The sequence below is a fragment of the Luteibacter sp. dw_328 genome, assembly GCF_018449605.1.
GTDB lineage: Bacteria > Pseudomonadota > Gammaproteobacteria > Xanthomonadales > Rhodanobacteraceae > Luteibacter.
Genome location: NZ_JAAVUW010000003.1, coordinates 132,200 through 144,579 on the forward strand (window position 1 = coordinate 132,200; position 12,380 = coordinate 144,579).

The following is a 12,380-nucleotide window of genomic DNA, read 5'->3' on the forward strand; positions in this document are numbered from 1 at the left end:
ATCGCGACGCGGCCGACCCAACCCGTCGATGGTAGCACAACGGGCGTCGAAAAGACAGCTAAAAGGTGTTCTAATTCAATGACTTACGCAGGTGTTTTGGCGGCGCGGTAAAGCAGTGTCCTGGCGAACAGGAAATTCGCCACGGAGCCCCCTACCGAGCCTGCCGCCACGGCCACCGCGGGCCACGCGCGGAGCGCCGGAAATGCCTGGAAAACGAGAACGTAAACCCCGTTGTTGATCACCGCGCCGACGGCCATCAGGCCCATCCAGCGAAGCCACTCGGAACCCTGGCTCTGGCCCGAGTCACGCTGCGCGAACGTGTGGTTGCGGTTCCACCACCAGGTAACACTCGCGGCACTGAGGAACGAAACGACGCGTGCGGTGTAGACACTCCAGCCGCCCAGGCGAACCAGCCCCTGGGCGATGCCTGCATCGACGATGAAGCCGAGCAGGCCGCCCACCGCGAACAGGGCCACCTCACGGCGCAGACGGCTCACGGAAACAGGATCCGCATCTGCTCCTCGTCAGGCTTGAGGATCACCCCGCGCTCAGTGACGATGGCATCGATCAGCTCGGCCGGGGTGACGTCGAACACGGGATTCCAGGCATCCGCGCCCTCGATCACGGTTCGCGTACCCGCGACGGAAAGCAGCTCGGCGGCGTCGCGCAGTTCGATCTCGATATCCTCGCCCGTGGCCGTCGCCATATCCACCGTCGTCGACGGTGCCACGACCATGAATTTCACGCCGTGATGGCGCGCGGCGATAGCGAGTTGATACGTGCCGATCTTGTTGGCGGTGTCGCCGTTGGCGGCGATGCGATCCGCACCGACGATGACCCACTTCACCTTGCCGTCCTTCATCAGGTGCGACGCCGCGGAATCCGCAATGAGCTTGGCGGGAATACCGTCACGCACCAGCTCCCACATGGTCAGGCGCGCGCCCTGCTGCCAGGGACGGGTCTCGCCGGCGTAAACCTGCTCGATATTGCCCATGGCGACACCGGCACGAATCACGCCCAAAGCCGTACCGTATCCGGCGGTGGCAAGCGAACCGGTGTTGCAGTGCGTGAGCACGTGCGAACCCGCTTCGATCAGCGAGGCGCCGAGTTCGCCCATGTGACGGTTGGCAGCGAGGTCTTCATCCTGGATGGCCTGCGCTTCGACTTCCAGTGCGGCGGTATCAGCGCCTGCAAGCACGCGCCTGTTCATGCGGTCCAGCGCCCACATGAGGTTCACTGCCGTGGGGCGCGCAGCGCGCAACGTGGCCATGGAAGCGGCGAGATCCTCACCCGTTTTCGCAGCCAGCACGACGCCCCATGCCGCGGCGATACCGATCGCGGGAGCGCCCCGCACGGCGAGGTCGCGGATGGCGCGAGTGACGTCATCGGCGTTCACGCAATCGAACCAGATTTCTTCCGCCGGGAGGCGACGCTGGTCGAGCAGGCGGAGACGGTCGCCCTGCCACTGCACGGCGCGAATGGAGTCGTGGGAGGTGGTGATGTTCATCTCCCGATTATCGCACGGCGTCCCGGCATGCGGCCGGTCCGCCGTGCCTACGCCTGCCTAGGTCCTGGACTTCAATGTGTGGACCAAGTCACGACGGACCAGGTGCACACCGTAGACCTGGTTAGGCCCCAGCAAGGCGTCCATGCGTACGGTGACGAAGCCGCCGGACTCCTCCAGGACCTGCCCCCGGAATGACATCTCGGCAGGCTGCGTGTAGATGCCGATCCCGCCGAAGCGCTCACCGCAAAGCCAGAGCGTACCGACGTTAACGGCACGCCCCTGCTTGGGTAACGCGCCGGACAAATCGCGCTGCATCAGGCTGGCGAGCGCTGCCGCCCCTTCGTTGAGTTCGGTGTTGAATGTCGCGCGCGCCGCGTCGTCGAGCTTCATGAATCGCGCTTCGGCGATGGGCGTCGGGAGGTCATAGGTGTAGCGCCCAATCCAGGGCTGGGCGCCGTGCGATTCCACCTGGTAGACCAGCGCCATGCGGAACCTTCCGTCGGTACCGTGCTCAACGTAGACGTACGGATGCACAGTGTAGGTCGCCGATGCGCCACGATCGGGCATGCCGGCCTCCGAAAGCGCCGCAGCCACCGTCGGCATGGGATCGATATCGAACACCGAATGCTTGTACTTCTCGGCCATCTCACGTGTCTTGGATTCGACCCGCAGTCCTCCGAGGATGGGTCCCAGGAAGATGCTTCCACCCTCGTTCTGCATGACGATGTACTGTGACGTACCCACGTGCGCCGCAGGAGCCGGAAGTTGCCCGGACGCCGGCACCTGGGCAACCGTGGTGATCGAAATCGAACTCACGGGTAGCGCCGTCGGCGGCCTCATCGCCGGCCCGGCACACCCAGACAAAACCAGTGCGCCGGCCATGAGCCACGCGTATTTCAAAGCGTTCATGAATCCCCCATCCCTGTTCAGGCGGCTCCCTTGCCGCTGGCGGAGTATGCCACGCGCCTACGCCGCTGCTATTGCGGTTCGGAATCAGCCTGATTGACGAAAATCAGCACCCCGATGATTGCCATGTAGAACCGGAAGGCCCCTTCCTGCCCATTCCACGCCTTCGATTGCCACATGGCAAACCACTCCCCGCCAACCACCATGAAGCCGAAGAACCAGACCACGAAGCCGAGGGCGCAGCCGGCGACAACCCAGCGTTTGGCCGCCTGAAAGAGGTGTGTCGATTGGTGGCGGGCACGCCAGAGGGCGAAGCTTCCGATAAGGAGCAATACGCCCGTCGCTGCCTCGCCTGCAATGATGAGAACGTAACCGGCGTGCCACATCCATGGCCGGACGATCGCCCTTTCCAGCAACGCGTTGCCCGGAAAGGTCGTATCCATCGACAACACATGCTGCACGAAGGCGAAGTTCGAGCCATAGTCGATGAGGTTGTCGTACGCCACGACCAGTGCAAAGGCCGCCAGCGTCAGCGAGAGAAGGATTTTGGCCAGGCGCGCATTCATGCCAACTAACGGCTGGCGAGCCAGCCATGGATGGCAGGCGGCACCTGGGCCTGGGCACGACCGGAAACGTAGATCCCGATATGGCCACCCTTGAAAGCGAGCGCGGTGTAATCCTTGCTGCCAATGACATCGCCCATGGGCGTGGACGCAGCCGGCGGCACGAGGTGATCCTGCTCGGCGTAGATGTTCAGCACCGGGTGGGTGATTTTCTTCAGATCGATCGCCTTGCCACCGATGTGCGCCTCACCCTTGATCAGCTGGTTCTTCTGGAAGAAGTCGCGAGCGAACTCGCGAAACGCCTCACCCGCCTGGTCGGGTGAATCGAAGATCCACTTTTCCATGCGAAGGAAATTCTCGACTTCCTTCGGGTTGTCGAGAATGTCCACGAGGCCGACGTACTTCTGCTGGTTCAGACGAACTGGCTTCAGCGTGAGGTAGGCGAAGTTCATGACATCGGCCGGGACATTGCCGTACGTATCCACAAACAGGTCGATGTCGATATTGCGCGCCCAATGCGACAGCATGTTGTCGGGCGTATGGAAGTCCACCGGCGTCACCATGGTGACCAGGTTGCGCACCTTTTCCGGGTGCAGCGCGGCATAGCAGAGTGAGAACACGCCGCCCTGGCAGATGCCGAGCAGGTTGAGCGATTCGATGGCATGACGCTTTCGGATCACGTCGATGCAGCGGTCCAGGTAACCGTCGATGTAATCCTCGAGGGTGAGCCAACGGTCGGCACCGTCGGGATATCCCCAGTCGATGAGGTAGACGTCTTCGCCCTGCGCGAGCAGGTTGCGCACCATCGAGCGATCTTCCTGCAGATCGACCATCCAGGGCGTATTGACCAGTGCGTAGCAGATCAGCAACGGCGTCTTCGCCGTCGGTTTCTTCGTGCCCTTGAAGTACCAAAGCGTCAGCTTGTCTTCGGAATAGACCGCTTCGCGCGGCGTCGTGCCGAGCTCAATGGGACCGAGGTGCTTCAGCGTTTCCATCCCGGCTTCGAGCTTGCGACGGAAGGCTTCGACTTCGGCGCGCGCGCTCTCGGGTTCGAACGAAAACGGATTTCCGTTCATCGCGCCCTACCCTTCTTCGCAACGGCCTTTGCCTTGCCAGCCACCTTCTTTCCTGTGGAAGCCGCTTCAGCGGCGATAGGTCGCCGCGACACGCCAGCCTTCTTGCCGGGCGCTTTTCCTGCCCGCAACGCCGCCACTTCAGCGCGCAGCGCCTCTACTTCCGCAACAAGACCGTGCATGTGCCGCAATTCCCGACGCATCGCCTGCAACCGCTCGCCGAGACTATCCACCTCGGTACGCGTCGGCATGCCCGCCTGCTTCGTCACCCGCTCAACCTGCTTCTGCTGCAGTACTTTCAGGCGCATCTGCGCATTCACCAGCGCGGCATAGACCTCGCGGAATTCATCGGAAAGCGCGGCCTCTCCGTAATTCTCCTCGGCAAGATTCACCCAACGGTCGTACACCGAACGCATGGATTCAGGGTCCGATGGCACAGGCTGATCACGAAGCGCCGCACCGGCGCGGTCGTTCACGCCCTGCAACAGCGCCTGGAAACGCGCGTAATGCTCAGCGTAGTCGATCCATGCGCGGAACAAGGCCTGCTGCTCTTCCTGCTGTTCGCGTGTCAGGCCGAACGCTGGCATCGACAGCGCCTCGCGCGCGACCTTCGCCCATTCGTCGAATTGCTCGGTACCTGGCTGGGGCATCGCGGCGCCCGGTGGCGGACCATAGCCGAAGGGCGCGGCTCCCGGCGGAGGACCGTACCCAAACGGTGCCGCACCCGGTGGAAAGGCACCGGGCGGCCCATAAGGTGAGCCGCCAGCAGGATCGGGCTGGCCAAACGGTGGCACGCCGCCCATGGCGAACGGGGCAGCCCCGGGTTCACCGGCCGCCATCGAGCGTATCCAGTCGCCATATCCACTCAGGCCACTGAACATCCGGCCCATGATGTCGGCAGATGGCGACGCAGCCGCCCCCTCGCTGGCAGGGTCGAACTGGCGCGACCAAGTCTCGAGGCCCGCGCGGACGAAGGCCTGATACTGGTCGATGAAATCGTTGGGCTTATCGGACATGGGGTAATCGTACCGCGTGGCGGGGCAGAGAAATGTGGGAGCCGGCTATGCCGGCGATAACACCTGCCGCTAAACCGCTCCGTTGGCTTTTCGCCGATGAGTCGGCTCCCACATTGTCCAGAAACGACGAAGCCCGGCGTCGTCTGACACCGGGCTTCGTGGATAACGCTTGACGCAGGCTTAGCCGGTGACGTTTTCGTCTTCGGTAACGGCCTTCATCGACAGGCGGATACGGCCCTGCTTATCGACTTCGAGGACCTTGACCTTGACGATGTCGCCTTCCTTGAGCTTGTCCGAGACCTTCTCGACGCGCTCGCTGGAGATCTGCGAGACGTGAACGAGACCGTCCTTGCCCGGCATGATCGTGACGAAGGCGCCGAAGTCCATCAGCTTGGCAACCTTGCCCTCGTAGATACGGCCCGGCTCGACGTCCGAAACGATCTGCTCGATGCGCTTGCGCGCGGCTTCGGCGGCTTCGCGGTTGACCGACGCGATGACAACGTTGCCGTCATCGGTGATGTCGATCGTGGTACCGGTCTCTTCGGTGATCGAGCGGATGGTCGCGCCACCCTTGCCGATCACTTCGCGGATCTTGTCCGGGTGGATCTTGATCGTGAGCAGGCGCGGTGCGAACTCGCTCATTTCCGAGCGGGCTTCGGTGATGCACTTGGCCATTTCGCCGAGGATATGCAGGCGACCACGCTTGGCCTGGGCCAGCGCCGTGCGCATGATCTCTTCGGTGATGCCGTCGACCTTGATGTCCATCTGCAGCGCGGACACGCCATCGGCGGTACCGGCTACCTTGAAGTCCATGTCGCCGAGGTGATCTTCGTCACCGAGGATGTCGGAGAGCACGACGAAGTCGTTGCCTTCCTTCACCAGGCCCATGGCGATACCGGCAACAGCCGACTTCAGCGGAACGCCCGCGTCCATCATGGCCAGCGACGAACCGCAGACCGAAGCCATCGACGAGGAGCCATTCGACTCGGTGATTTCCGAGACGACGCGGATCACGTACGGGAACTCTTCGATCGTCGGCTTGACAGCCTGCACGCCGCGCTTGGCGAGACGGCCGTGGCCGATTTCGCGACGCTTCGGGCTACCGACGCGACCGGTTTCACCGACCGAGAACGGAGGGAAGTTGTAATGGAAGAGGAACGTGTCCTTCCACTCGCCTTCCGGCGCGTCGATGAGCTGCGAGTCACGGGTGGTGCCAAGCGTGGCAACGACCAGGGCCTGCGTCTCACCGCGGGTGAAGAGCGCCGAACCGTGCGTGCGCGGCAGGACGCCGACGCGCACCGAGATCGGGCGGACGTCGTCGAGCTGGCGGCCGTCGATGCGGACCTTCGTGCTGAGGACGCCGTCGCGCAGGGTGCGGTACTCGACTTCGCCGAAGGCGTTGCCGATGTCTGCGTCGGTCCAGCCATTGGCTTCGGCGTCGGCGGCGATGGCCGTCTTCACGTCGCTCTTGAGCGCGCTGACGACGTCACGACGGGCGAGCTTGTCGCGGATCTGGAAGGCTTCGGTGAAACGGTTGCCGACAGCGGACTTGACCGCGTCGAACAGCGCCGTCTTGGCGACCGGAGCGTCCCACTTGAACGTCTTGACGCCGGCTTCGGCGACGAAGGCGTTGATCGTGTCGATCGCGAGCTGCATCTGCTGGTGACCGAACACCACCGCGCCGAGCATGACGTCTTCGCTGAGCAGCTTGGCTTCCGACTCGACCATCATCACGGCGCTGGAGGTACCGGCCACGACGAGGTCGAGGTCGGAGGTCTTCAGCTGGGCGGCGGTCGGGTTGAGGATGTACTGGCCATTCGCGTAACCGACGCGAGCCGCACCGATCGGACCCTTGAAGGGCACGCCGGCGAGACGCATCGCGGCAGAAGCACCGATCAGCGCCGGGATGTCACCGTCGACTTCCGGGTTCAGCGACACGACCTGTGCGATGACCTGGATTTCGTTACGGAACTCTTCCGGGAACAGCGGACGAAGCGGACGATCGATCAGGCGCGAAGTAAGCGTTTCCTTCTCGGTCGGACGGCCTTCGCGCTTGAAGAAGCCACCCGGGATACGACCCGCGGAGTAGAACTTCTCCATGTAGTCGACCGTGAGCGGGAAGAAGTCCTGGCCGTCGCGCGCCTTGGGGGCAGCGACGACAGTGACCAGAACGACAGTGCCGCCCATGCTGACCATGACTGCACCGGAGGCCTGGCGGGCAATTTCGCCCGTCTCCAGTGTGACTTCGTGACTACCGTACTGGAATGACTTGGTTACTTTCGCCACCGTGATCTCCTCGTCCTGTTCGTTTTAGCGGCGCAGGCCGAGGCGTTCGATCAGGGTCTGATAGCGACCCAGGTCGTTTGCCTTCAGATAGGAAAGCAGCTTCTTGCGCTGGTTGACCATCTTCAGCAGGCCGCGACGCGAATGGTGGTCCTGCTTGTGAGCCTGGAAATGATCCTGCAGCTGCAGGATGTTGGCGGACAGCAGGGCGACCTGGACTTCGGTCGAGCCCGTGTCGTTTTCCTTGCGGCCGAAATCCTTGATGATCTGACCGGTCTGTTCGGGAGTAAGCATTGAATCGTTTCCTTAAAAGCGGGTGCGAAGCTTGCGCAACCTCAGCGGACCGCTGAAGTTGCGCAAGCTTCGCATTGTGTTGAAAGCTATGAAATGAGCACTCTATTGTAACGTCGTGCGCGTACCGGCAACAAGCCCGGTCAAGCGGTCGGGAGGTTGAGACCCCGAAGGACGCGGAGCAGGCCATCGTCGGCGATTTCCCCGAGCGCCATGAGACGCCCGTCCGCACCCCACACCGCGCAACGCCCTGGTTGGGTGCCCTGCCCCAGCGGCACCGGCTGGCCGAAGCCAAAGATACGCGTCTGCTCGGGGTCGAGTTCCACCCGGAGGATATGCGTCAGCCCGGCATCTACCGGCATCAGGAAGGCTTCGAGCTGCTCCGGGCCCGCCTCGGCGGCATCGCGCAGGGTGTCCAGCGTGATCATCGGCGGCTCCATGAACGGCTCGACCCAGAGGCGGCGGAGGCCGGTCAGATGGGCGCCGCAGCCGAGATGGGCGCCAAAGTCGACGGCAAGGCTGCGCACGTACGTCCCCGACCCACACTCCACATGCAAGCGGACGGTATCGCCTTCGCGCCCGATCACCTCGAGCCGGTAGACGTCGACCTCCCGGGCGGGAACGTCCACAACCTCGCCCCGTCGCGCACGCACGTAAAGCGGAACGCCGTCCTGCTTGATCGCCGAATAGGCCGGAGGGATCTGCACGATATGGCCGCGCAGCGGCGCCAACGCCGCTTCGATCATCGCCTCGTCCAGTTCCGGGACGGGACACGTCTCCACCACGTCACCCTCAAGGTCGGCCGTCGTCGTTGTCACGCCCAGCCGCACCTCGGCCTCATAGGCCTTGCGCGAACCCAGCAACCAGCCGGCCAACTTGGTCGCCTCACCGAAGCAAAGCGGCAACAACCCGGTCGCGAGCGGATCGAGACTGCCCGTGTGACCGCCCTTGGCCGCGCCCACGAGCCGACGCGCCGCCTGCAATGCCTGGTTGGAGCTCAGGCCGAGTGGCTTGTCGAGCAGAAGGATCCCGTGGATGTCACGAAAGGTTCGGCGGTTCATAGAGGCAGAAATGAGAAGTGGCCAAGAGATGGCCAGAACACTGTAGGAGCCGATTCATCGGCGATCCCGCGCCAGCGGGCCAGTTTGCCGCTAGCACCCCATCGCTGCTGAAGCAGCTCCCACACAAAAGCATCGCCGATGAATCGGCTCCTACTTGGACTCTTCTTCTGCGGGATCGGCCGGGGGAACCGGATTCTCACGCAGCAGGCGCTCGATGCGTTCACCGGTATCGACGGACTCGTCGTACTTGAACTTCAGCTGGGGCACCTTGCGCAGGATCATGGACTTCGACAGCGCATGACGGAACTCGGGAGCAAGCTCCTTCAGCGCCTTCATCACTACCGGCGACTCTTCCGGCTTGAGCGCCGTGACCCACACGGTGGCCCAATCGAGGTCGCGGGTTACTTCTACATCCGACACGCTGGCCGAAGGCAGCGCGTAGTCGCGTACAGCCGCATGCAACAGTTCGCTGATTTCGCGGCGAAGCTGGGCGGACACGCGGTCGGTACGCTTGAAATCACGGGACGGCATATCCGCCTCCAGTTTTTGATAGGTGCATAAACGAATAAAGCCTCCCCGGCGTACCGGGGAGGCAAGCTGACGCGAATTACAGCGTGCGGGGCACTTCGATGCGCTCGAAGCACTCGATCTGGTCGCCGACCTTAACGTCGTTGTACTGCTTGACGGCGATACCGCATTCCATGCCGTTACGGACCTCGTCAACGAGTTCCTTGAAGCGGCGGAGCGACTCGAGTTCGCCCTGGAACACGACCACGTTGTCACGCAACACGCGGATCGGCTTGCTGCGCTTGACGTTGCCTTCGATGACCATGCAGCCCGCGACCGCGCCGAACTTCGACGAACGGAACACGTCACGAACCTGCGCGACACCGATGATCTCTTCGCGGATCTCCATGCCCAGCAGGCCGGTAGCCGCCTGCGTGACCTGGTCGATCACGTCGTAGATGATCGAGAAGTAACGGACGTCGAGCCCGTTGGTATCGATCACCTTGCGTGCCGACGCGTCGGCACGGACGTTGAAGCCGATGATCAGCGCCTTCGAAGCCGTTGCCAGCGTGGCCTCGGACTCGGTGATGCCGCCCACGCCGGAAGCGATCACGTTCACCTTGACCAGGTCGTTGCCGATCTGGGTAAGCGAATCGCGCAGCGCCTCGACCGAACCCTGCACATCCGCCTTGACGAGGATGTTGAGGGTCTGCTGACCCTGACCCTGACCCATCTGGGCGATGATGTCTTCCAGACGGTTCGACTTGCTGACCAGGCGGGTCTCGCGACGCTTGAGCAGTCGTTCGGCCGCCACTTCGCGAGCCAGGCGCTCGTCCTTCACGGCGACGAAGTCGTCACCCGATTCCGGCACGCCCGACAGACCCAGCACCTGCACCGGGATCGACGGGCCGGCTTCGTTGACCTGCTTACCGGTTTCGTCGACGAGTGCACGCATGCGGCCGTATTCGACGCCGCAGACGACGAAGTCGCCCTTCTTCAGCGTGCCCTGCTGGACCAGCACCGTGGCCACCGGACCGCGACCGCGGTCGAGGCTGGATTCGATCACGACACCCGAAGCGCGGCCATCGGCCACCGCCTTGAGTTCCATGACTTCGGCCTGGGCCGAAATCGCATCGAGCAGTGCATCGACGCCGTCGCCGGTCTTCGCCGAGAGCGGCACGAACGGTGTCTCGCCGCCCCACTCTTCGGGGATGACTTCGAGGAGGCCGAGGCCCTGCTTGACGTTGTCCGGATTGGCACCGGCCTTGTCCATCTTGTTCAGCGCGACGATCAGCGGCACCTTGGCGGCGCGCGCATGCTTCACGGCTTCGATCGTCTGCGGCATGACGCCGTCGTCGGCCGCGACCACGAGCACCACGATATCCGTGGACTGCGCACCACGAGCACGCATGGACGTAAACGCCGCATGGCCCGGGGTGTCGAGGAAGGTGATGACACCGCGGCTGGTTTCGACGTGGTACGCGCCGATGTGCTGGGTGATGCCACCGGCTTCGCCCGAAGCGACCTTGGTGCGACGGATGTAGTCGAGTAGCGACGTCTTGCCATGGTCGACATGACCCATGATCGTGACGACCGGCGGACGCGAAACCTTCTCGCCCTCGAGTTCGGCGGTCTGCGTCTGCGTCTGCAGCGCGGCTTCCGCGTCGTTCTCGGTGGCACGAACCGGGTTGTGACCGAGTTCTTCGACGACCAATGCGGCCGTGTCGTGATCGATCGTCTGGTTGATGGTCGCCATGACGCCCATCTTGAACAGCGCCTTGACCACCTCGGCACCCTTCACGGCCATCTTCTGGGCGAGATCGGTAACGAGGTTGTTGTCGCCGATCACAACATCACGGACCACCGCGGCGGTCGGACGCGTGAAGCCATGCGGACCACCGGACGAAGCGCCGCCGCGCGGGGCTTCGGCGCGACCACGGACCTTGCCGCCGCCACGACGATTGGCGCTGGAGCGACGTGCGCGATCGGCATCGGACAGATGCATCTCGCCGCCACCAAAACGCTTGCCGCCGGAGTCGCGGTCGTTGCCACGGCCGGGGCCGCCGCTGTTACCACCGCCGCCACCGCCACCACCGCCGCCGTGCTTCGGACGCGCGTTACCACGCGAATCGTTAGCTGCTGCGACCGAACCAGGGGCCGGACGCGGAGCGGGTGAAGGCGCAGCCGCACGCGGAGCCGGCGCTGGCGCCGGAGCCGCCACGACCGGCGGAGGCGCCGGGGCCGGCGCCGGTGCGGGAACCGGCTTGGGAATGACGCGCTCGCGCTTGCGCGGCTCATGGATGGTCGGCGTGATCATGCCGAGCCGGCGCGTATCGAGCTTGCCTGTCGTGTGGGTCACGCCATTCTCGTCAGTGAACGTAGTCACCGGCGCAGCCGGAGCGGGAGCCGCCGGAGCGGCAGCAGGCGTCGGCGCAGCCGTCGCTTCGGCAGATGCCGGCGACGTCTTGGCCGCTGCCTGGGCAGCTTCAGCGCGTGCGCGCTCGGCGGCCTGCTCGGCCTCGGCGCGGCGACGCGCCTCGGCGGCAGCCTCTTCCTGACGACGTGCCTCGGCTTCAGCGGCGTGACGGGCTTCTTCAGCCTGTCGGCGCTCGGCCTCCTCGCGGCGCTGTGCCTCGTCGCTCTCACGCTGGGCATGAGACTCGGCGAGCTTGCGCGCGGCGTCCTCACGTTCCGGATCGTGCGAGGCGTCTTCGGCAATCGTGCTGCGCTTGACGTACGTGCGCTTGGTGCGGACTTCGACGTTGACCGTCTTCGCCGCGCCAGCGCCACGCCCCGTGCCGGAGCTCACCTTCAACTCACCGACCGTGCGGCGCTTGAGGGTGATCTGGCGAGGCGCCGTTTCGTCCGTTTCGGGAGCGGCGTCGTTCTTGCCGTGCGTGCGACGCAGGAATCCGAGCAGCTTCACCTTTTCGGTGCTGCTGATGACCTGCTCCGCATCGGAGAATTTCATGCCGGCTTCGCCAAGCTGCCCAAGCAGCTTGTCGACCGGGAGGCCCAATTGATGGGCGAGTTGTTTGATTGTGACGTCCGACATCGTTCTTTATTCTCCGCCGTTCCCGCGCGTAACCTTACGTGCCGACGATGACCCGTACGGCTGCCTCCATCCATGGCGGGAGACCTCGTGGCCTCCCTCGAGGCGTCCGTCCAGGACG

At 64.0% G+C, this 12,380-nt stretch carries 11 protein-coding genes; all 11 read right to left on the reverse strand.

The genetic code is table 11. From position 1 onward, the window contains the following. Window positions 1-83: 83 nt before the first annotated feature. Entirely contained in the window at window positions 84-497 is a 414-nt protein-coding gene (locus tag HB634_RS08255; protein ID WP_213948258.1) for a GtrA family protein, read from the reverse strand. Further along, the gene (gene mtnA, locus HB634_RS08260; protein ID WP_063571543.1) at window positions 494-1,507 is read right to left on the reverse strand and encodes an S-methyl-5-thioribose-1-phosphate isomerase; all 1,014 of its coding nucleotides are present in this window, start codon (window positions 1,505-1,507) and stop codon (window positions 494-496) included. Before mtnA ends, HB634_RS08255 begins: the two co-directional genes overlap by 4 nt. A 57-nt stretch (window positions 1,508-1,564) precedes the next feature. Then, window positions 1,565-2,416, reverse strand: a complete 852-nt coding sequence (locus HB634_RS08265) for a hypothetical protein (protein WP_157503975.1) — start codon at window positions 2,414-2,416, stop codon at window positions 1,565-1,567. Window positions 2,417-2,484: 68 nt separating this feature from the next. Beyond that, complete coding sequence (locus tag HB634_RS08270) at window positions 2,485-2,979, reverse strand: DUF2165 domain-containing protein (RefSeq protein WP_063571541.1); 495 nt, start codon at window positions 2,977-2,979, stop codon at window positions 2,485-2,487. 5 nt (window positions 2,980-2,984) lie between these two features. Continuing rightward, entirely contained in the window at window positions 2,985-4,052 is a 1,068-nt protein-coding gene (locus tag HB634_RS08275) for a class III poly(R)-hydroxyalkanoic acid synthase subunit PhaC (RefSeq protein WP_213948259.1), read from the reverse strand. After that, window positions 4,049-5,065 carry a poly(R)-hydroxyalkanoic acid synthase subunit PhaE gene (locus HB634_RS08280; RefSeq protein WP_213948260.1) on the reverse strand — a complete coding sequence of 339 codons (1,017 nt, stop codon included), beginning with the start codon at window positions 5,063-5,065 and terminating at the stop codon, window positions 4,049-4,051. The genes HB634_RS08275 and HB634_RS08280 overlap by 4 nt, the downstream gene beginning before the upstream one ends. A 180-nt stretch (window positions 5,066-5,245) precedes the next feature. Further along, on the reverse strand, window positions 5,246-7,351 hold the full coding sequence (gene pnp / locus HB634_RS08285; RefSeq protein ID WP_063572535.1) for a polyribonucleotide nucleotidyltransferase: 2,106 nt from the start codon (window positions 7,349-7,351) through the stop codon (window positions 5,246-5,248). Window positions 7,352-7,375: 24 nt separating this feature from the next. Continuing rightward, window positions 7,376-7,642: a 30S ribosomal protein S15 gene (gene rpsO / locus HB634_RS08290; RefSeq protein ID WP_046981277.1), complete on the reverse strand. Its 267-nt coding sequence runs from the start codon at window positions 7,640-7,642 to the stop codon at window positions 7,376-7,378. Window positions 7,643-7,782: 140 nt separating this feature from the next. Then, window positions 7,783-8,700 (reverse strand): tRNA pseudouridine(55) synthase TruB, encoded by a 918-nt coding sequence (gene truB / locus HB634_RS08295; protein ID WP_063572534.1) that lies wholly within the window; start codon window positions 8,698-8,700, stop codon window positions 7,783-7,785. Window positions 8,701-8,850: 150 nt separating this feature from the next. Then, a complete protein-coding gene (gene rbfA / locus HB634_RS08300; RefSeq protein ID WP_063572533.1) occupies window positions 8,851-9,231 on the reverse strand; it encodes a 30S ribosome-binding factor RbfA in 381 nt (126 codons plus the stop codon). 76 nt (window positions 9,232-9,307) lie between these two features. After that, the gene (gene infB, locus HB634_RS08305) at window positions 9,308-12,262 is read right to left on the reverse strand and encodes a translation initiation factor IF-2 (protein WP_213948261.1); all 2,955 of its coding nucleotides are present in this window, start codon (window positions 12,260-12,262) and stop codon (window positions 9,308-9,310) included. Window positions 12,263-12,380 lie beyond the last annotated feature (118 nt).

Bases quoted from the DNA above. Each gene is read 5' to 3' on its own strand.
- truB (WP_063572534.1), bottom strand. From the start codon at position 8,700: ATGAACCGCCGAACCTTTCGTGACATCCACGGGATCCTTCTGCTCGAC.
- HB634_RS08280 (WP_213948260.1), bottom strand. From the start codon at position 5,065: ATGTCCGATAAGCCCAACGATTTCATCGACCAGTATCAGGCCTTCGTC.
- HB634_RS08270 (WP_063571541.1), bottom strand. From the start codon at position 2,979: ATGAATGCGCGCCTGGCCAAAATCCTTCTCTCGCTGACGCTGGCGGCC.
- rbfA (WP_063572533.1), bottom strand. From the start codon at position 9,231: ATGCCGTCCCGTGATTTCAAGCGTACCGACCGCGTGTCCGCCCAGCTT.
- HB634_RS08265 (WP_157503975.1), bottom strand. From the start codon at position 2,416: ATGAACGCTTTGAAATACGCGTGGCTCATGGCCGGCGCACTGGTTTTG.
- HB634_RS08275 (WP_213948259.1), bottom strand. From the start codon at position 4,052: ATGAACGGAAATCCGTTTTCGTTCGAACCCGAGAGCGCGCGCGCCGAA.
- rpsO (WP_046981277.1), bottom strand. From the start codon at position 7,642: ATGCTTACTCCCGAACAGACCGGTCAGATCATCAAGGATTTCGGCCGC.
- infB (WP_213948261.1), bottom strand. From the start codon at position 12,262: ATGTCGGACGTCACAATCAAACAACTCGCCCATCAATTGGGCCTCCCG.
- mtnA (WP_063571543.1), bottom strand. From the start codon at position 1,507: ATGAACATCACCACCTCCCACGACTCCATTCGCGCCGTGCAGTGGCAG.